At 68.3% G+C, this 18,977-nt stretch carries 17 protein-coding genes and 1 tRNA gene; 4 read left to right on the top strand and 14 right to left on the bottom strand.

The features are described from left to right. Positions 1-21: 21 nt before the first annotated feature. From E4191_RS01405 to E4191_RS01390, 4 genes are all read right to left on the bottom strand, one after another. The gene (locus tag E4191_RS01405) at positions 22-1,098 is read right to left on the bottom strand and encodes a branched-chain amino acid ABC transporter permease (protein WP_135311821.1); all 1,077 of its coding nucleotides are present in this window, start codon (positions 1,096-1,098) and stop codon (positions 22-24) included. Between the two features lie 133 nt (positions 1,099-1,231). Then, the gene (locus E4191_RS01400) at positions 1,232-2,218 is read right to left on the bottom strand and encodes a branched-chain amino acid ABC transporter permease (protein ID WP_176562729.1); all 987 of its coding nucleotides are present in this window, start codon (positions 2,216-2,218) and stop codon (positions 1,232-1,234) included. Positions 2,219-2,239: 21 nt separating this feature from the next. Continuing rightward, positions 2,240-3,052, bottom strand: a complete 813-nt coding sequence (locus E4191_RS01395) for an ABC transporter ATP-binding protein (protein WP_135311819.1) — start codon at positions 3,050-3,052, stop codon at positions 2,240-2,242. Next, positions 3,049-5,025, bottom strand: a complete 1,977-nt coding sequence (locus tag E4191_RS01390; RefSeq protein WP_135311818.1) for an AMP-binding protein — start codon at positions 5,023-5,025, stop codon at positions 3,049-3,051. The genes E4191_RS01395 and E4191_RS01390 overlap by 4 nt, the downstream gene beginning before the upstream one ends. A gap of 192 nt (positions 5,026-5,217) precedes the next feature. On the opposite strand from E4191_RS01390, the gene E4191_RS01385 reads away from it, so the two are divergent. Beyond that, positions 5,218-7,134 carry a PAS-domain containing protein gene (locus tag E4191_RS01385; RefSeq protein WP_135311817.1) on the top strand — a complete coding sequence of 639 codons (1,917 nt, stop codon included), beginning with the start codon at positions 5,218-5,220 and terminating at the stop codon, positions 7,132-7,134. Beyond that, a complete protein-coding gene (locus E4191_RS01380) occupies positions 7,131-7,832 on the top strand; it encodes a response regulator transcription factor (RefSeq protein WP_135311816.1) in 702 nt (233 codons plus the stop codon). Before E4191_RS01385 ends, E4191_RS01380 begins: the two co-directional genes overlap by 4 nt. Before the next feature lie 214 nt (positions 7,833-8,046). On the opposite strand, the gene E4191_RS01375 is transcribed toward E4191_RS01380, so the two are convergent. Continuing rightward, a complete protein-coding gene (locus E4191_RS01375; protein WP_135311815.1) occupies positions 8,047-9,498 on the bottom strand; it encodes an aldehyde dehydrogenase family protein in 1,452 nt (483 codons plus the stop codon). Between the two features lie 146 nt (positions 9,499-9,644). On the opposite strand from E4191_RS01375, the gene E4191_RS01370 reads away from it, so the two are divergent. After that, entirely contained in the window at positions 9,645-10,301 is a 657-nt protein-coding gene (locus E4191_RS01370) for a peroxiredoxin (RefSeq protein ID WP_135311814.1), read from the top strand. 18 nt (positions 10,302-10,319) lie between these two features. Here E4191_RS01370 and E4191_RS01365 read toward each other — a convergent pair whose 3' ends face one another. The 9 genes from E4191_RS01365 to E4191_RS01325 form a co-directional block, all read right to left on the bottom strand. Then, positions 10,320-11,141, bottom strand: a complete 822-nt coding sequence (locus E4191_RS01365; RefSeq protein ID WP_135311813.1) for a glycosyltransferase family 2 protein — start codon at positions 11,139-11,141, stop codon at positions 10,320-10,322. After that, on the bottom strand, positions 11,138-11,917 hold the full coding sequence (locus E4191_RS01360; protein ID WP_135311812.1) for a hypothetical protein: 780 nt from the start codon (positions 11,915-11,917) through the stop codon (positions 11,138-11,140). The genes E4191_RS01365 and E4191_RS01360 overlap by 4 nt, the downstream gene beginning before the upstream one ends. Beyond that, positions 11,914-13,059: a rhamnan synthesis F family protein gene (locus tag E4191_RS01355; protein WP_176562610.1), complete on the bottom strand. Its 1,146-nt coding sequence runs from the start codon at positions 13,057-13,059 to the stop codon at positions 11,914-11,916. Before E4191_RS01355 ends, E4191_RS01360 begins: the two co-directional genes overlap by 4 nt. 102 nt (positions 13,060-13,161) lie before the next feature. Then, positions 13,162-15,306, bottom strand: a complete 2,145-nt coding sequence (gene pnp, locus E4191_RS01350) for a polyribonucleotide nucleotidyltransferase (RefSeq protein WP_135311810.1) — start codon at positions 15,304-15,306, stop codon at positions 13,162-13,164. Between the two features lie 218 nt (positions 15,307-15,524). After that, positions 15,525-15,962 (bottom strand): NUDIX hydrolase, encoded by a 438-nt coding sequence (locus E4191_RS01345; RefSeq protein ID WP_135311809.1) that lies wholly within the window; start codon positions 15,960-15,962, stop codon positions 15,525-15,527. Between the two features lie 116 nt (positions 15,963-16,078). Next, complete coding sequence (gene rpsO / locus E4191_RS01340; RefSeq protein ID WP_135311808.1) at positions 16,079-16,348, bottom strand: 30S ribosomal protein S15; 270 nt, start codon at positions 16,346-16,348, stop codon at positions 16,079-16,081. A gap of 136 nt (positions 16,349-16,484) precedes the next feature. Next, positions 16,485-17,456, bottom strand: coding sequence for a calcium-binding protein (locus E4191_RS01335; protein ID WP_135311807.1), 972 nt, complete (start codon positions 17,454-17,456; stop codon positions 16,485-16,487). 202 nt (positions 17,457-17,658) lie between these two features. Then, positions 17,659-17,784: a type B 50S ribosomal protein L36 gene (ykgO, locus tag E4191_RS01330; RefSeq protein ID WP_119747228.1), complete on the bottom strand. Its 126-nt coding sequence runs from the start codon at positions 17,782-17,784 to the stop codon at positions 17,659-17,661. Between the two features lie 81 nt (positions 17,785-17,865). Further along, positions 17,866-17,940, bottom strand: a tRNA-Val gene (locus tag E4191_RS01325). Positions 17,941-18,096: 156 nt separating this feature from the next. Between E4191_RS01325 and E4191_RS01320 the strand changes: the two genes are divergently transcribed. Continuing rightward, on the top strand, positions 18,097-18,972 hold the full coding sequence (locus E4191_RS01320; RefSeq protein WP_228461439.1) for an N-formylglutamate amidohydrolase: 876 nt from the start codon (positions 18,097-18,099) through the stop codon (positions 18,970-18,972). Positions 18,973-18,977: the final 5 nt, after the last annotated feature.

Here is an 18,977-nt window from a genome sequence, read left to right as displayed (position 1 = left end):
GCCCGGGTCGGGGCCGTGAACTCAGTGCGGGAACGGCCACAGCCGCAGTTTTTCCTTGGTCAGGCGCCACAGGCGGGCCAGCCCGTGCGGCTCGACGATCAGGAAGGTCACGATCAGCGCGCCCACGATCATCAGCTCGATATGGGCGGCCAAATCGGTGGGCCAGCCGAGGTTGCCGACCAGCACGTTCTTGAGCAGCACCGGCAGCAGGACCATGAAGGCCGCGCCCGCGAAGCTGCCGAAGATGCTGCCGAGGCCCCCGATGATGATCATGAAGAGGACGAGGAAGCTCTTGTTGATGCCAAAGGCCTCGCCCACCTCGGCCGCCCCCAGATAGACCGCGAACAGAAGCGCCCCCGCGATCCCGATGAAGAAGCTGCTGACCGCGAAGGCCGAAAGTTTGGCGCGCAGGGGGTCGACGCCGATGATCTCGGCGGCGATGTCCATATCGCGGATCGCCATCCACTTGCGCCCGATCGAGCCGCGCGTCAGGTTGCGCGCCACCCAAGCCAGAAGGAAGGCCAGGACCAGGCAGACCAGATACTTGGCCGGCGCGCTGGTCGTGGGGCCGGTGACGGCAAAGCCCAGGATCTCGCGCGTGGGCGCGGTGATCTGGCCCGAGGCGGAATAGTTGTAGAACCACGGCACCTTGTTGAAGAGCCAGACCAGGAAGAACTGCGCCGCCAGCGTCGCCACCGCCAGGTAGAACCCCTTGATGCGCAGGCTGGGCAGGCCGAACAGCACCCCCACCCCCGCCGTGATCCCCCCGGCCAGCAGGATGTGGATCAGGATGCTGACACCGGGAAACGAGGTCATCAGCTTGTAGACCGCATAGGCACCCACCGCCATGAAGCCCCCGGTCCCCAGGCTGACCTGCCCCGCATAGCCGGTCAGGATGTTCAGCCCCAGGGCCGCGATCGCATAGATCAGGAAGGGCACCAGCACCGCATTGGCCCAGTAGTCGTTGATGACGAAGGGAATGATCCCGAAGGCCACCGCCAGCACCGTGTAATAGCCCCACCGTTCCAGCCGGATCGGAAAGGTCTGGCCGTCCGCGCGGTAGCTGGTCTTGAAATCGCCCGCCTCACGATAGATCATCGCGTCTCTCCCTTCCGTGCCGTCGCAGCGGGGGCCAGCCCCCGCACCCCCGGGATATTTGTGCCAAGATGAAGACCAGCCGTGTTCATCTTGGCTGAAATATCCCCGCCGGAGGCATTCATGCCATCCATCGTCAGACCCTCTCGATGATGCGTTCGCCGAACAGGCCCTGGGGCCGGAAGACGAGGAAGATCAGGGCCAGGACATAGGCGAACCAGGTCTCGGTCGCGCCGCCGACCATGGGGCCGATGGTGAATTCGAACAGCTTCTCGCCCACGCCGATGATCAGCCCGCCGACGATGGCGCCGGGGATCGAGGTGAAGCCGCCCAGCATCAGGACCGGCAGCGCCTTGAGCGCGATGAGCGACAGGCTGAACTGCACCCCCGACTTCGTGCCCCACATGATGCCCGCGACCAGCGCCACGAAGCCCGCGATCGACCAGACCATCACCCAGATGAAGCGCAGCGAGATGCCGACCGACAGCGCCGCCTGATGGTCGTCGGCCACCGCCCGCATCGCGCGGCCCTGCTTGGTGTATTGCGCGAAGGCCACCAGCGCCGCGACCAGCACCACCGCGATCAGCGTGGCCCACAGGTCCAGCCGGTCGATGAAGAAGCCGTAGCCGAACCACTGGGCCGTCGCCGCCTCGATCCCGTCCGAGATGCCCTGCGGCAGGCCCACGTCCAGCGTCTTGATGTCGGCGCCCCACATCACGTCGCCCAAGCCCTCCAGGAAATAGGCCAGCCCGATGGTCGCCATGAAGAGGATGATCGGCTCCTGTCCCACCAGATGCTGCAGCACCAACTTCTCGATCAGGAAGGCCAGGCCCACCATCACCAGCGCGGTCAGCGCGATGGCCAGGGCCGCGGGCACCGTCCAGCCGAAATGGTGGATCTGCGTGCCGAGCGCCGCGTTGATCAGATGGGCGAAGGGCACCTGGCCGTTCTGGATCGACACCAGCGTCATCGCCGCGAACAGCGCCAGCACCCCCTGGGCATAGTTGAACACGCCCGAGGCCTTGAAGATCAGCACGAAGCCCAAGGCCACCAGCGCATACATCACGCCCGTCATCAGCCCGTTCAGCACCACCTCGGCGGCAAAGACAAACTGGTCCATCAGCGGCCCTCCCAAAGATCGCGATCAATCATGGGCCACCCCCAGATAGGCGTCGATCACCGCCTGGTTGCCGCGCACCTCGGCGGGGGTGCCGTCGCCGATCTTGCGGCCGTAATCCATCACCACCACCCGGTCGCTGAGGTCCATGACCACGCCCATGTCATGCTCGATCAGGCAGATCGTCGTGCCGAACTCGTCGTTCACGTCCAGGATGAAGCGGGACATGTCCTCCTTCTCCTCGACATTCATGCCGGCCATCGGCTCGTCCAGCAGCAGAAGCTGCGGCTCGGCGGCCAGGGCCCGGGCCAGCTCGACCCGCTTCTTCAGGCCGTAGGGCAGGCGCCCGACCGGGGTCTTGCGGATGTTCTGGATTTCCAGAAAGTCGATGATGCGCTCGACGGCGGCGCGGTTCTCGGTCTCCTCGCGCTCGGCCCTGCCCCACCACAGGGCCTGGGACAGGAACCCCGCCTTCATGCGGTTCAGCCGGCCGGTCATGATGTTGTCCAGCACCGTCATCCCCTCGAACAGGGCGATGTTCTGGAAGGTGCGGGCGATGCCGAGACGCGCCACCTGGAAGGGCTTCATCGGGCCGCGCGGGGCGCCCTTGAAGATCACCTCGCCCTCCTGCGGGTGATAGAAGCCCGAGATGACGTTCAGCATCGAGGACTTGCCCGCGCCGTTCGGGCCGATGATCGCGCGGATCTCGCCCTGCCGGATGTCGAAGCTGATGTCCTTGATCGCCACCACGCCGCCGAAGCGCAGGGTGATGTTCTTCAGCTCCATCACCACGGGGCCGATCTGCCGCGCGCCAGCTGCCAGGTTGTCCTGCATCATCATTCCGCCGCCGCCTTCCGGGCGCCCGCATCGCCGAAGACGCGCACGTCCTCGATCCGCAGGGTCGCGCTGATATGGCCCTTGCGGCCGTCCTCGTAGGTCACCTCGGTCCGGGTGTGGATGCTGGAGGCGCCGTCATAGAGCGCCGCCACCAGATCGTGGAACTTCTCGCCGATGACGGCGCGGCGGACCTTGCGGGTGCGCGTCATCTCTCCGTCGTCGGGGTCCAGCTCCTTGTGCAGCACCAGGAAGCGGTGGATCTGGCAGCCCGACAGCATCGGATCCTCGGCGACCGAGGCATTCACCGCCTCCACATGGTCGCGGATCTGGGCGTAGACCTGAGGGTGGCCCGCCAGCTCCTGATAGCTGCCATAGGCGATGTTGTTGCGCTCGGCCCAGTTGCCCACGGCCGTCAGGTCGATGTTGATCATCGCGGTGCAGAAGTCGCGGCCATTGCCCAGCACCACGGCCTCCAGGATGTTGGGATAGAACTTCAGCTTGTTCTCGACATATTTGGGCGCGAACATCGACCCGTCGGCCATCTTGCCCACGTCCTTGGCGCGGTCGATGATGCGCAGATGGCCCGTCTCGGGCTCGAAGAAGCCCGCGTCGCCCGTGGCCACCCAGCCCTCGGCATCCTTGGTGGAGGCGGTGCTGTCAGCGTTCTTGTAGTATTCGACGAAGGTGCCGGGGCTGCGGTAATAGACCTCGCCGTTCTCGCCGATGCGGACCTCGACCCCGGGGCTGGGCACGCCCACCGTGTCCGAGCGCACCTGCCCGTCGGGCTGCTGGGTGATGAAGACCGAGGCCTCGGTCTGGCCGTAGAGCTGCTTGAGGTTGATCCCGAGCGACCGGTAGAAGTCGAAGATCTCGGGCCCGATCGCCTCGCCCGCCGTATAGCCCACACGCACGCGGCTGAGGCCCAGGGTGTTCTTCAGCGGGCCGAAGACGAACAGCTTGCCGAAGGCATAGGCCAGCCGGTCGGCCATCCCCACGGGCTTGCCGTCCAGCAGCGCCGGGCCCGCGCGATGCGCGACCGCCATGCCGCGCCGGAACAGCCAGCGCTTGAGGCGCCCGGCATCCTCCATGCGGATCATCACGGATGTCAGCTGCCCCTCGAAGACGCGGGGCGGGGCGAAGAAATAGGTGGGCCCGATCTCGCGCATGTCGGTCATCATCGTATGCGCACCCTCGGGGCAGTTGACGGTGAAGCCCGACCACATCGCCTGCCCCACCGAGAAGATGAAATCGCCGACCCAGGCCATCGGCAGATAGGCCACGATCTCTTCGGCCTCGGTCAGGTGGTCGAACTGGGCGGTGTTCTTCGCCGTCTCGATGATGTTGCGGTTGGACAGCACGACGCCCTTGGGCTTGCCCGTGGTGCCGCTGGTGTACAGCATCACGCAGGTGCTGTCGTAATCCAGGCCCGCCACTATGGCATCCAGCCGGGGGCCAAGCTGGCCCGCCCCGGCGCGGCCCTGCGCCTGCACCTCGGCCAGCGAGGCCATGCGCGCGGCGTCATAGCTGCGCAGCCCGCGCGGGTCGGTATAGATGATGCGGGCCTCGGCCCCGGTCGTCTCCTCGACCTCGCGGACCTTGTCGACCTGCTCCTGATCGCCGCAGATGACGAAGCGGGCGCCGCAATGCTCCAGCACATAGGCCATCTCGGCGGCGACGGCGTCCTGATACAGCGGCACCGGGATCGCGCCGCACATCTGCGCGGCGATCATCGCCCAGTAATGCGCCGGACGGTTGCGCCCGATGATCGCCAGATGGTCGCCCGGCCCCAGCCCCTGCGCCATCAGCCCCATGGCCAGCGCCCGGATCTCGTCGGCGGCCTCGGCCCAGGTCCAGCTTTGCCAGATCCCGTATTCCTTCTCGCGATAGGCGGGCCTGCCGCCGAACCGCGCCACGTTGCGCGCCAGCAGCGCAGGCACGGATCGCAGATCGCCCGGGGGCGTCGTTGGCTGCGTCATCTTCCCTCTCCTCCCGACGCGCCCGGTCCCCGAAGGCCCCAAGGCGCGTGATCAGCCGGGACCTCCTCCGCCCCGGTGACCGCTTCACCATTGGCGCCAATCCTTGCGCCAGTTTTGCCCGAATCCAACAAAATGTTACGGCGCTTGCGCAGATCGTCCCCGATGCTACTGCTGAGACCCGGAGGACCACCCATGCACCAGCCCGAGGCCGATCCCGTCACCCGGGCCGAGATCCGCGCCGACCTGACCCGGTCGGGGCTGAACCTGATCGGTCAGGCGCTGTCGATCTTCGACGCCGACCTGCGGCTGGCCCTGTCGAACCGGCAGTATCAGGCGATGTTCGACCTGCCCGACGCGCTGACCCGGCCCGGCACCAGCTTCGACGACACCATCCGCTATCTGGTCCTGCGCGGCGAATACGGCACGCAGGACGACCCCGAGGCGGCGGTCGCCTTCCGCGTGGCGCAGGCCCGCACCTTCCAGCCCCATTACTTCGAACGCGAGCGGGCCGATGGCCGGTGGGTCGCGGTCGAGGGCGCGCCTCTGTCGCAGGGGGGCTGGGTCACCGTCTACACCGACATCACCGACATCAAGCGGCAGGAGGCGCTGCTGCGCGCCCGCTCGGACGCGCTGTCCCAGCAGGTGCTGCTGAACGCCGAACGCCTGGCCGCCGCCAACCGCAAGCTGGCCGCCACCAACGCCGCCCTCTCCGAGGCGCAGCGCATCCTGACCCGGACCGAGGCCCGCACCCGGCAGGTGACCGAGATGGTGCCCGCCCATATCGCCCATATGGATGCGCAGTACCGCTATACCTTCTCGAACCGCCGCCTGCCGGTGATCTTTCCGGGCGCGGCCGGCGACATCGTCGGCCTGACGCTGGAACAGGCCCTGGGCGCGGCCACCGCCCGCACCCTGCGCCCCTATATGGAGCGCGCGCTGGCGGGCGATCCGCAGGTGTTCGAGATCACACACCCGACCTCGGGCCGGCGCATCCGCATCGCTCTGACGCCCGACCGCGACGGCCAGGGCGTCTACATCCTGTCCACCGATGTCAGCGCCGAGGTGCAGTCGCGCGAGGCCCTGGCCCATGCCGCACGCCGCAATCTGGCCGCAAGGCTGACCTCGGGGATGGCGCATGATTTCGGCAACCTGCTGACGATCATCCTCGGCCTGCAGGGACGGCTGGCCGCCCGCGACCTGCCCCCCGAGGCCGCCGAGGACGTGCAGGCGACGCTGGCCGCCGCCCGGCGCGGCGCCGCGCTGCTGGACCGGCTGGCGCGGATCACCGGCGCGCGCGACCCGGCGCTGGAGCCGGTGGACCTGCCCGCCCTGCTGGCCGATCTGGCCACCCTGTCGCGCCCCTCGCTGGCCGAGGGCACGCGGCTGGACCTGGCGGTGGCCCTGCCGCCGGGGCAGCTGCTGCTGGACCCGGGCGCGCTGCAGGATTCGCTGCTGAACCTGGTCCTGAACGCCAATGCCGCGATCACCCCGCCCGGCCGCATCACGCTGAAGGCGCGCCGCAACGGCGACTGGCTGGAGCTGACCGTCGGCGATACCGGCCCCGGCTTCACGCCCGAGGCCCTGTCCCGCGCGACCGAGCCCTTCTTCACCACCAAGAAGGGCCAGGGCTCGGGCCTGGGGCTGTCGATGGTCTATGACCAGACCAAGATGGTCGGCGGCACGCTGCGCCTGTCCAACGGCCCGCGCGGCGCGCAGGTGGTGCTGCGCCTGCCCTGGCGCCCGGTCGCGCGCCGGATGGTGCTGCTGGTCGAGGATGACGATCTGATCCGCGCGCAGGTCCGCGACCAGCTGACGGGTCTGGGCCATGCGGTGATCGAGGCCGCCAGCCTGACCGAGGCCCGCGCCCTGACCGACCTGCCGGGGCTGGGACTGATCCTGTCCGACATCCAGCTGGGCGACGGGCTGGGCCCGGATCTGGCCGATGCCGTGCCCTCGGGTCCGGTGCCGCTGATCCTGATGACCTCGCTGCCGCAGGGCCACCCGCTGCGCGCCCGCGCGCCCGGCCCGGTGCTGACCAAGCCCTTCACCCAAGGTCGCCTCGCCGCCGTTCTGGCCACGGCTCTGGCGCCCCCCAAGGATCCCGCATGACCGATGCCCCTCTGATCGCCATCCTGGACGACGAGCCCCAGATCCGCCGCCTGCTGTCCCACGCGCTGGAACAGGCGGGGTTCCGCACCCAGTCCTTCGCCCGCGCCACGGAATTCGAGGCCGCCCTGCGCCGCATCACCCCGGATGCCTGCCTGATCGACCTGGGCCTGCCCGACCGAGACGGGCTGGCGCTGGTCCACCGGCTGGCCTCCGAATCCGGCGCGGTGATCATCATCGTCTCGGGCCGCGCGCAGGTGCAGGACCGGGTGACGGGGCTGGAGCTGGGCGCCGACGACTACATCACCAAGCCCTTCGAGCCCGCCGAGGTCGTGGCCCGCATCCGCGCCCGCCTGCGCCGCCCGGCCCAAGGCGCGGCCAGCCGCCCCCGGACCCTGCGCTTCGCCGGGTGGAGCGCCGATTTCGACCGCTACCTGCTGACCGCCCCCGACGGGACGGAAACTCCCCTCAGCCACGCCGAGGCCGAGGTGCTGCGCCTCTTCACCGACAACCCCCGCCGCCTGATCACCCGCGCCCAGATGCTGGAGACCCTGGGCGGCACGGCGGGCGACAGCTTCGACCGCGCGATGGATGTGCGCATCTCGCGCCTGCGCACGAAACTGGGCGAGGATCCCAAGAACCCCCGCCTGATCAAGACGATCTACGGCGCCGGCTACATCTTCCTGGCCGAGATCACCTGACCCCCCCGCACCCCCAAAGCCTTCCGGGCGACAGCGGCGAAAGCCGCCCCCCATCGAGGGGGCCGCCTTCCGCGCGGGCCCGTCGCCCCGCCGCAACATCGCGCCGGATGACCCCCGGGCCTTGCCAGCTTCGGTCCTCAAATATCCCGCAGGGGGGTCCGGGGGGACGTGACGTCCCCCCGACTGCCGCCTGCCCCCAGGGGCAGGCAGGATCTCAGGCCCCGCGATCCCATCCGCTGATGGCCTTGCTGTCCATGAACTCCTCCAGCCCCATCACGCCGCCCTCGCGCGCCCGGCCGGATTTCTTGACCCCGCCGAAGGGCGCCCCGGCGCCGCGCGACTCGCCGTTCATCTCGACCATGCCCGCCTGCAGCTGCCGGGCCAGGCGGTTGCGCCGCGCGCCGTCCTGCGACTGGACATAGTTCGTCAGCCCGTAGGGCGTGTCGTTGGCGATGGCCACCGCCTCGTCCTCGCTGTCGAAGGGGATGATCGCCAGCACCGGGCCGAAGACCTCCTGCTGCGCGATGGTCATGTCGTTGGTCACGTCGGCAAAGACCGTGGGCCGCACGAAATAGCCCCGGTTCACGCCCTCGGGCAGGCCGGTGCCGCCCGCGACCAGCCGCGCGCCCTCGTCGATGCCCGCCTGGATCAGCCCCTGGATCTTCTCCCACTGGGCCTTGGACACGACCGGCCCGATATGCCGGCCCGGACCATGGGCGCTGGCCACCGCCGTCTCCTGCGCCACCCTGGCCGCCACCTCGACCGCCCGCTCATAGGCCGAGCGTTCGACCAGCATCCGCGTCGGCGCGTTGCAGGACTGGCCGCTGTTGTAGAAGCAATGCCGCGCCCCGCGCACCACCGCCTTCTCGTCGGCATCGGCAAAAACCAGGTTGGCGCCCTTGCCGCCCAGCTCCAGGCAGACCTTCTTCAGGCTGTCGGCGGCCGCCTTGCTGATCGCGATGCCCGCGCGGCTGGAGCCGGTGAAGCTGATCATCTCGACATCGGGATGCACCGACATCTGGCTGCCCACGCCCGGCCCGTCGCCATTGACCAGGTTGAAGACCCCCGCCGGCACCCCGGCCTCGTCCAGGATCTCGGCGAAGACCATCGAGGACAGGGGCGCGATCTCGGAGGGTTTCAGCACGCAGGTATCGCCCGCCAGCAGCGCCGGGATCACCTTCAGCGTCACCTGGTTCATCGGCCAGTTCCAGGGCGTGATCAGGCCCACCACGCCCACCGGCTCCCATGCGATCATGGTGGTGGGGGCGTGATCGCCCAGGGGGCGGATGAACTCGAAGTTCCGGAACGCCGCGATGAAGTTGCGGGTGTGCCAGGCCCCGGCCTCGGCCTGATCCTCCAGCGCCATGTCCTGCGGCGCGCCCATCTCCAGGCTCATGGCGCGGGCCAGATCGAGCATGCGCCGCTCATAGACCGACAGGATCCTCTCGACCACCGCCAGCCGCTCGGCGGGGGGCGTCGCGGCCCAGGCCGGGAAGGCCCGCTTGGCCGCCGCCACCGCAGCATCCGTATCAGCCTGATCGCCAAGCGAGATCACCGCCACCGGTTCCTCGGTCGAGGGATCGATCACCTCCAGGTCGCGCGTCCCGGCAGGCGCGACCCACGCGCCGTCGATGTAGAATTTCCGCTGATCCAGCAAATCGGCCATCTCGCCCTCCTAGGTCGTCATCTGGGCCAAAGCCTGTCACCGCCGTCCGCGCTTCGCAAGACCCCCCTCATCTGGCAGGGGGCACTGGCAATCCGCCGCGGGCCGCTTATGTTTCCCCCTGAACCAACCCATCCGAAAGGACCCCCATGTCCCTGCGCATCAACGACATCGCCCCCGACTTCACCGCCAATTCCACCGAGGGGCAGATCAATTTCCACGACTGGCTGGGCGACAGCTATGCCGTCATCTTCAGCCATCCGCGCGACTTCACCCCGGTCTGCACGACCGAGTTCGGCGCCGTCGCGCAGCTGGTCCCCGAATTCGAGAAGCGCGGCACCAAGGTGCTGGGCGTGTCCGTGGACAGCGTGGACGATCACCAGAAATGGAAGGCCGATATCGGCAAGCTGGCGGGCGTTCCGGCCGATTTCGCCATGATCGACGACAGCGACCTGACGGTGGCCAAGGCCTATGACATGCTGCCCGCCGACTACTACCTGCCGACCGAGGGGCGCACGCCCGCCCATTCGGCGACCGTGCGCACGGTCTTCATCATCGGCCCCGACAGGAAGGTGCGCCTGACGATGACCTATCCCATGTCCGTGGGCCGCAACTTCGCCGAGATCCTGCGGGCGCTGGACGCGGTGCAGAAGACCGACGGCGTGCCCATCGCCACCCCCGCCAACTGGGTGCCGGGCCAGGACGTGATCGTCGCCCTGTCGCTGGACGACAAGGCGGCCGAGGACCGGTTCGGGCCCTTGGACATCAAGCTGCCCTATCTGCGCTATGCCAAGGATCCGGCGTAGTCGGCGCGCGGCCCGGCCTCAGCCGGGCCAGCCGTACTGCGCCAGCAGCGCGGCGATCGCCCGGTCGTTGCCCTGCCCCTGCCGGTTGGCGGCGCGCAGGGTGACGGCCTGGCTGCCCTGCCATTCGAAGATCCGGGCGCGGCCGCCGATCTTGCGCGGCTGCGATCCCGCCATCCGGTGCATCCAGTACAGCCAGACATCGTCCGCGCTCGGCGCCAGTCGGGTGAACAGATCCTCCCGCGTCACGTCAGGATGGAAGACCCCGGGCGCATAGATCACCCCGCTGACGCCCGTCGGAAAGACCGCAGGCCCCGCCTCGGGCGCGCGCAGGTTGTGATCCCAGTCCTCGTAGGGCGCGGGCCGGTCCGGGCCCGCCATCGCCACCCGATGCGCCCGCAGGCAGGCGATGCCGCCCCCCTTTCCCAGCCCCGCGACCAGCCGCTCCAGCCAGTCGGCGGGGTAATGCACGTCGTCATCCGCCGTCGCCAGATGCGCCTCCGGGTGGGCCAGCAGCACGGGGATGATCTTCTTGTAGGACCGCCAGTCCGGGCAGGTCCGGATCTCCAGCCCCGCCATGTCTTGGATGGCAGGTGGCAGGTGGGCGGCGTCGCCCTCGGCCAGCCACAGGATCACCCGGTCGGGCTGCACCGTCTGGCGCAGCAGCGATCGCAGCGTCGGCGCCAGCGTCGCGAAGCGCGGCGGATGGCTGGTCACCGACACGATCAGCGCTGAGGGCAGGCCATGCGCCCGCCCCGGTCCGGCGGGCCGCGCCTCGGTCTCGGCCAGGGCGTGCTTCAGGCGGCGGCGATGCTTGAAGCGGCGGAAGGCGTCGCGGATCACGGCTGCTGCCAGGCGCGGCGCAGCCAGCCGATATCGCCGATGCGGCGGTACCACTTGTGCCCGCGCCCGGCAAAGACGTCCTCCATCTTGGGCGCCCCCGCGAACAGCACGATCTTCGCCCCCGCCGGCAGCGAGGGGTCGCGCAGATAGCTGGCCAGATGGCGCGGCACGCAGTCGTTCTTGAAGCTGACGCACCAGCCCTTGGGCCAGTAATGCAGGTGCCCCGCCTTGGCCAGCTGCGCCGACTGGAACTGCTGGCTGATCTCATATCCCGCCGTCGCTGCCGCCGGATCGGACAGATAGGCGTCCAGCACATAGGCATGCGCCCCCACGCGATAGCGGAAGACGCTGGAATTGCCGACGCTGTGCAGGAACCGGTCACGCCCGGGATTGACCCGGCGCAGCGGCTTGGCGCGGAAGAGGTCGTCGTCGCGGATGATGAAGAAATCGCCCGGCAGATCGAAGAAGGGCGCCAGGTCGTCCACCACGACCAGATCCAGGTCCAGAAACAGCGCCGTCCCGCTGAGGCCGCCCAGATCGCGCCGGAACAGCGCCAGCTTGCGCCAGCGCGTGTCGGAATGCCCCTGGGGCAGGCCCAGCTCGGGCAGAGGCATCGCCTCGACACCCTCCTCCAGGCCCGCCGCATCGTCGGTGAAGCAGATGAACCGGTGCGGCCGGTCCAGATGCCGCCGCACCTGCGCCGCCAGCCGGTTGACATCGGCACTGCTGTAGAGCGTGCCCCATTTCATGGTGAGGATCAGAAGGGGGTCGCTCATGGCCGGGCATCCCCGCGGAACTCGGCATCCCATGTCTCGACCTCGCGCGCGATCGGGTCGGGGAAGTCATGATGCAGGCCGCTCTCGATGATCTTCGCGCGCTTGCCCACCATCATGGGAACCCTCTGCTTCTTGAGGAACGGAAACCCCAGGGCCGTCATGACCGCCGGGTGCAGCGCGGTCGAAAAGACCAGAATGTTCGTCCTGGAGATCTGGTCCCTCAGGGCATCCCGGACGTCCAGCGCGGACAGCCCGTCCTCGTGCAGAAGCGGCTCGATGACCGCGGCATCCTTGCGATTGACCTGGCATTGATGCCGCAGGATCTGACCCATGGTGTCCTCGTCGTCCAGTGTCAGCAGATAGTGGACCACCTGCTTCCAGCTGTGCAAGCCGCCCACGCGATAGCCCCTTTCCGCGAAATGCCGGGCCAGCCGCAATTCGCGCAGCTGGATGACGATCCGCTTCGAGCTGACCAGCGACATCTTGGTCCAGTACCGCCAGAACTCCGGATCCTCCAGAAGCCGCTGCGAGAAGCGGAAGAAATAGGACTGGATATGGGAGCCGTCCAGATTGCCGATCGTCCGTTGCCGCCAGTCCAGATCGACGAACAGCCCCCAGACATCCTCGGGGGCGGCGCGGCTGCGGTCCAGGATGTCCGAATCCTCGGACAGCGGGAACCACATGCTGTCGTTCATCACATAGAGGGCGCGGGGGCGGATGCCCCGCTCCGACAGCTGCAGGATCCCCTCGCGGTAGCCGCCGAAATCATATCCGACATTGGGCCGCTCGACCACCAGATGGGCGATGCCCGCCAGCGTCTGCCGATCATCGTCGCTCAGGGGGGCGTTCGAGACGACCACGGCGGCCACCCCCCGGGCGGCCATCCAGCGGATCTGCCAACGCGTCGATTCCAGCAGCCCCGCAGGCTGATAGATCACCAGCACCGAGATCTCGTCCAGCGCAGCCTGCGCGCCATCGGTCACGTGGACCGACCGGGCGCGGCGCCGATCATAGGCCACGCGCGCGACATGGCCCCAGGACGGCAGGACCAGCCCGGCCACCTGGCGGCCAAGCCGGCGGGTCTCCCGTGCCAGCTTCTGCGAGAGGGTCAGCTTTGGCGGCATGAAGGACTTTTGCGTCACGAAAGGACCTTGATGCAGAAGTCGCGCGACTGTCGGCATGACAACCTGCGCAACGGATGAGGGGGCGGTTGGCCCGCCCCCCGTCCAGAAAGTGCAGTCGGATCAGCCTTCGGCCGATTCCTGCTGCTTCTCGTCGATCTCGGCGCCGGTTTCCTGGTCGACCATCTTCATGCCAAGGCGGACCTTGCCACGGTCGTCGAAGCCCAGCAGCTTGACCTTGACCTCTTGACCCTCTTTGAGGATCTCGTTCGGGTGGGACAGGCGGCGGCCCGCGATCTGGCTGACATGGACCAGCCCGTCGCGCTTGCCGAAGAAGTTGACGAAGGCGCCGAAGTCGACCAGCTTGACGACCTTGCCGACATAGACCTTGCCCTCTTCCGGCTCGGCCACGATCGAATAGATCATGTCATAGGCCTTCTTGATGGACTCGGAATTGGCCGAGGCGATCTTGATGACGCCCTCGTCGTTGATGTCGACCTTGGCACCCGAGACCTCGACGATCTCGCGGATGACCTTGCCGCCCGAGCCGATGACCTCCCGGATCTTGTCGGTCGGGATCTGCATCGTCTCGATGCGCGGCGCATGCGCGCTGAACTCGCTGCGACCCTGGGTCAGGGCGTTGGCCATCTCGGCCAGGATGTGCAGACGACCGTCCTTGGCCTGGGCCAGGGCCTGCTCCATGATCTCGGGCGTGATGCCCGCGACCTTGATGTCCATCTGCAGCGAGGTGATCCCGTTCTGGGTGCCCGCCACCTTGAAGTCCATGTCGCCCAGGTGATCCTCGTCGCCCAGGATGTCGGTCAGCACCGCATAGCGGCCGTCGTCTTCCAGGATCAGGCCCATGGCCACACCCGCGACCGGCGCCTTCAGCGGCACGCCCGCATCCATCATCGACAGCGAGCCGCCGCAGACCGAGGCCATGCTGGACGAGCCGTTCGATTCCGTGATCTCGGACACGACGCGGATGGTGTAGGGGAAGTCGGTCGGTGCGGGCAGGACCGCCTGCAGCGCGCGCCATGCCAGCTTGCCATGGCCGATCTCGCGACGGCCGGGGCCCGCGACGCGGCCGACCTCGCCCACCGAATAGGGGGGGAAGTTGTAGTGCAGCAGGAAGTTCGAGCGCGAGTTGCCGTGCAGCGCGTCGATGATCTGCTCGTCATCGCCGGTGCCCAGCGTGGTCACGACCAGCGCCTGCGTCTCGCCGCGGGTGAACAGGGCCGAGCCGTGCGTGCGCGGCAGGATGCCCACTTCGGACACGATCGAGCGCACCGTCTTGGTGTCGCGACCGTCGATCCGGGCGCCGCCGCTGATGATGTCGCCGCGCAGGATGCCGGATTCCAGCTTTTTCAGCGCCGAACCCAGGTTGGCATCGGCCAGCTCGTCCTCGGACAGCTGCTCCTTCACCTTGGTCTTGGCCGCCGAGACGGCGTCCTGACGCTCGGCCTTGTCGCGGATCGCGTAGGCGGCGCGCATGTCGGCCTCGCCCAGGGTCTTCACGCGGGTGTAGAGCGCGCTGTAGTCGGGAGCCTGATAGTCGAAGGGCTCCTTGGCGGCGTCCTCGGCCAGCTCGATGATCAGGTCGATCACCGGCTTCAGCGCGTCATGGCCGAATTTCACGGCGCCCAGCATTTCCTCTTCGGTCAGCTCGTAGGCTTCCGATTCCACCATCATCACGGCGTCGCGGGTGCCGGCGACGACCAGATCCAGGCGCTGCTCGGGGTTCATGCGCAGCTTGTCCATGTCCTGAACTTCCGGGTTCAGCACATATTCGCCGTTCGAGAAGCCGACGCGGGCGGCCGCGATCGGGCCCATGAAGGGCACGCCCGAGATGGTCAGCGCGGCGCTCGTCGCGATCATCGCGACCATGTCGGGATCGTTGACCAGGTCGTGGCTCAGCACCGTGCACATCACCAGCACTTCATGCTTGAAGCCGGGGGCGAACAGCGGGCGGATCGGCCGGTCGATCAGGCGCGCGGTCAGCGTCTCCTTTTCCGACGGGCGCGCCTCGCGCTTGAAGAAACCGCCCGGGACCTTGCCGGCGGCATAGTATTTTTCCTGGTAATGCACCGTCAGCGGGAAGAAGTCCTGGCCCGGCTTCGGCGACTTGGCGAAGGTGACGTTGGCCATCACGCTGGTCTCGCCCAGGGTGGCGATGACGCTGCCGTCGGCCTGGCGGGCAACCTTGCCCGTTTCCAGAGTGAGGGTTTCCTGGCCCCACTGGATCGATTTCTTCACTTCATCAAACATCTGATTTCCTCAAAGGGTGCACCGGCCCTCCGGCCACCCATGTCATGTATCGCGGCCCCATTGCCGCCGCCCCTAATCCTTTGCATGTGCCCCGGGGCCGGGCCGCACGTCACAGATGTCAGGGGCAATACAGGAAATCCCCCCATTTGGGAAGTGTCGTGGCACCGGCCCGCAACCGCGGCCGCGACGGCCTCGGGACCCATCGCCGCAGGCCACGATCAGGGCGCCTCGGGCAGCCCCGCCGCCATCCCCGCCAGCGCAGCGACGTCGCGGCTGAGCCGCCGCCCGCAGGCCAGCCCCGCCAGCGGCACCCAGGCCGCGTCCAGCGCATCGTCGGCAGCACGGGGCTCGCCCGATTGCCAATGGCACAGCACCGCGACCAGCACGAAATGGTGGCGCAGTTCGCCCGTCCCGTCGCGGTCCAGCGCATCGAGGGCGGTCAGCACCCGGTCGGCGCGGGCGATGACGCCTGTCTCCTCGCGCAGCTCGCGTTCGGCGGCGGCCAGCAGGGTCTCTCCGGCGTCGACCTTGCCGCCGGGAAAGCCCCAGAACCCGGCATCGGGCGGATTGGCCCGTTGCACCAGCAGCGCATGGCCGTCGCGCAGGACGACGGCCAGAACGGCGACCACGGGTCTGTGCGGGGAAACGGGGGTCATCCCTCCGTTCTAGCGGTGGCCGCGCCGGGTGCAAGCCGGGGCCATCGCGGCGGCAGAACGCAAGACGCCCGCGACAGGGTCGCGGGCGGTGCGGCATCACGCCAAGGCGCGCAGGCTCAGCGACGCAGGCCCAGCTTGCCGATGAGGGCGGTGTAGCGCGCCTCTTCCTTGTTCTTCAGATAGTCCAGCAGCTTGCGGCGCTGCGCGACCATCATCAGAAGGCCACGACGCGAGTGGTTGTCCTTCTTGTGCGACTTGAAGTGCTCGGTCAGGGTGACGATGCGCGAGGTCAGGATCGCGACCTGCACCTCGGGCGAACCGGTATCGCCTTCCTTTGTGCCGAATTCCTTGATGACGCGGGCTTTTTCTTCGACGGTGATCGACATCGGGATCTCCTTTGGAAACAGGGGTGGGGGCGCAGGCCGGGATGTCGTCCAGCAAGGTCCATAGGATGCACCGCACGGGCCGGATGCCCGGCGGATGCGCGCGTCTAGCCGAACGGCGCGCGAAAGGAAAGCCCGTTCAGGCCGGGACCGGCTCGATGCGCACATCCTCCAGCCGCAGCCCGCCGCCGCCCAGGAAGCGGCCCACCGGGTCGCCGTTCATCTCCAGCAGATAGGTGCCGTCGCCGTCCTCGCGCAGGGTCAGCAGTGCGCCCTCGGCCAGATCGGCCCGCACATGCAGGGTGATCTGGTCCTCGGCGGCGTCGTAATCGGCGATGGTGGGGAAACCCTCGGGAACGTGGCGCAGCACGAAGGTATCGGCCCCCGCATTCCCCGAGGCGAAGTCGTGGGCGCCGGGCATCAGCACGTCGTCGCCCTCGCCGCCGTTCATCCAGACCGTCTCGGGGCCGTCATGGCCGATCAGCACGTCGTTGCCGCGCCCGCCGTCCAGATCGTCCGACCCTTGGGTCGAGACCAGCAGGTCGTCGCCGTCATGACCCGAAAGGATGTCGTTGCCCGCCCCGCCGAACAGCGAATCATTGCCCGCGCCGCCCAGCAGCGTGTCGTCGCCCGGATCGCCGAACAGCAGGTCGTCGCCGCCCTGCCCGGCCAGGACGTCGTCGCCCGCCCCGCCATGGATCACGTCGTCCCCGCCAAGCCCGTAATCGGCGTCGCCCTGGATCCAGTCGTTGCCGTCGCCGCCATGGATCGTGTCGTCGCCCAGACCGCCGCGCAGGTCGTCGCCCCCGCCGCCTCCGCGAATCATGTCGTGGCCGGTCGAGCCCATGATGAAGTCCAGATCGTCCGACCCGTCGAAGGCGCCGCCGGGCGCATCGTCCTCGGCCTCGGACTCGGTCTGCGGGGGGTCCTCGGGCCCGGGCATCACGGAATCGTCGGGCCCGGGCATGATGGGCGGCAGCGCCTCCTCCTCGGGTTCGGGGGCGTCTTGGTCGTTGTCCTCGTCCTCGGCCTTGGTGCCCGCGACCATCCCCGATCCGTCGACCAGCAGCCCCGCCATCAGCACGCCCAGTAGTCCGCCCAGAATCATCATTCGCCCGTTCCCGCACCCGCGAGGCCCACTGCCTGCAGCGCGATCATAGCGTTTCGGGCGTTCAACCCACAGGAGAAAGTTGACAATAGCTTAACGGCTGCCGGGCGCGAGAGACCCGGCCATGAAAAAACCCGCCCCTTGCGGGGCGGGTGATGCTGTCGTTTCCCGTGACCTGCCGGAAGCCCGGCCAAGTCCCCGCGGATCAGCCCTGACGGGCCTTGAAGCGGCGGTTGGTCTTGTTGATCACGTAGACGCGGCCCTTGCGGCGCACGACCTGGCAGTCGCGGTGCCGGCTCTTGAGCGAGCGGAGCGAATTGCGAACCTTCATCGGTTGTCTCCATCGTCGCGGCGCTGCGCTGCCGCCAGGAAAACGAAATGCCCCCGGTTGTGGCCGGGGGCGGCGAAATATTGGTGGGCGGTACTGGGATCGAACCAGTGGCCACTACGATGTCAACGTAGTGCTCTACCGCTGAGCTAACCGCCCGTTCCTCGGTGATTCCATCACGTTTCCTTGCGAAAACCCTTTGGGACCCCCTCGGTTCGCGTGTCTATAACGAGGGTCTCGGGGGTATTCAAGACCTATCGGCAACCAGGATTTCAGGTTTATATGCGCCATCGCAACGGATGCCGAGGACTGTCCTTGTCCCAGCCTGACCTGTCTCCCGACCTGTCATACGTGCTGACACGCCCGGACGCCTGGCTGTCCGGCGTGATCTTTGCCTCGCCCCATTCGGGACGCGACTATCCCGACTGGTTCCTGCGCGAGACGCGCCTGCCGGTGGCCGCCCTGCGCTCGTCCGAGGATGCCTTCATCGACCGCCTGATCGCGCCCGCCATCCGGCATGGCGCGGTGACGCTGGCCGCGCGCATTCCGCGCTGCATCGTGGACCTGAACCGGGGCGCGGACGAGATCGACCCGCTGGTCGTGCGCGGCGTGCCGCGCCATCCGCTGAACCAGCGCACCCTGGCAGGGCTGGGGGTAATTCCCCGCGTCGTGTCGCAGGGCCGCGCGATCCACGACCGCCAGATCGACCGGGCCGAGGCCGACCGCCGCATCGACAGCTGCTGGCGCCCCTATCATGCCGCCCTGTCGGGGCTGATCTCGCAGGCCCGCGCCCGCTTCGGGCAGGCGATCCTGATCGACATGCACTCCATGCCCCATGACGCGCTCGGCCATCTGCAGGGCACGCGCCCGGACATGGTGCTGGGCAACCGCCACGGGCTGTCGGCGGCGGCGCGCGTCTCGGACGCGGTCTGCGGCGCCATCGAGGCCGAGGGCTGGACGGTGCGGCGCAACTCTCCCTTCTCGGGGGCCTACATCTGCTCGGCCTATGGCCGGCCCGCGCAGCATGTCCATGTCGTGCAGCTGGAGATCGACCGCTCCCTCTACATGCACGAGGCGACGCTGACGCCGCGCGCCGACTTCGACGACTTCGCCGCGCGGATCGACCGGATGATGGGGCGCCTGACCAGCCTGCTGGCCGATCCGGCGGGCGGCCGGATCGCCGCCGAATAGCCGCA

Source organism: Paracoccus liaowanqingii, assembly GCF_004683865.2.
In the GTDB taxonomy this organism is placed as follows: Bacteria; Pseudomonadota; Alphaproteobacteria; order Rhodobacterales; family Rhodobacteraceae; genus Paracoccus; species Paracoccus liaowanqingii.
The sequence above is the reverse complement of the archived record's forward strand: the minus strand, read 5'-3'. Positions and strand labels throughout refer to the sequence as shown.

Coding starts and splice junctions, on each gene's coding strand:
- E4191_RS01390 (WP_135311818.1), bottom strand. CDS start 5,025: ATGACGCAGCCAACGACGCCCCCGGGCGATCTGCGATCCGTGCCTGCG.
- ykgO (WP_119747228.1), bottom strand. CDS start 17,784: ATGAAGGTTCGCAATTCGCTCCGCTCGCTCAAGAGCCGGCACCGCGAC.
- E4191_RS01370 (WP_135311814.1), top strand. CDS start 9,645: ATGTCCCTGCGCATCAACGACATCGCCCCCGACTTCACCGCCAATTCC.
- E4191_RS01380 (WP_135311816.1), top strand. CDS start 7,131: ATGACCGATGCCCCTCTGATCGCCATCCTGGACGACGAGCCCCAGATC.
- rpsO (WP_135311808.1), bottom strand. CDS start 16,348: ATGTCGATCACCGTCGAAGAAAAAGCCCGCGTCATCAAGGAATTCGGC.
- E4191_RS01375 (WP_135311815.1), bottom strand. CDS start 9,498: ATGGCCGATTTGCTGGATCAGCGGAAATTCTACATCGACGGCGCGTGG.
- E4191_RS01395 (WP_135311819.1), bottom strand. CDS start 3,052: ATGATGATGCAGGACAACCTGGCAGCTGGCGCGCGGCAGATCGGCCCC.
- E4191_RS01335 (WP_135311807.1), bottom strand. CDS start 17,456: ATGATGATTCTGGGCGGACTACTGGGCGTGCTGATGGCGGGGCTGCTG.
- E4191_RS01405 (WP_135311821.1), bottom strand. CDS start 1,098: ATGATCTATCGTGAGGCGGGCGATTTCAAGACCAGCTACCGCGCGGAC.
- E4191_RS01345 (WP_135311809.1), bottom strand. CDS start 15,962: ATGACCCCCGTTTCCCCGCACAGACCCGTGGTCGCCGTTCTGGCCGTC.
- E4191_RS01385 (WP_135311817.1), top strand. CDS start 5,218: ATGCACCAGCCCGAGGCCGATCCCGTCACCCGGGCCGAGATCCGCGCC.
- pnp (WP_135311810.1), bottom strand. CDS start 15,306: ATGTTTGATGAAGTGAAGAAATCGATCCAGTGGGGCCAGGAAACCCTC.
- E4191_RS01360 (WP_135311812.1), bottom strand. CDS start 11,917: ATGAGCGACCCCCTTCTGATCCTCACCATGAAATGGGGCACGCTCTAC.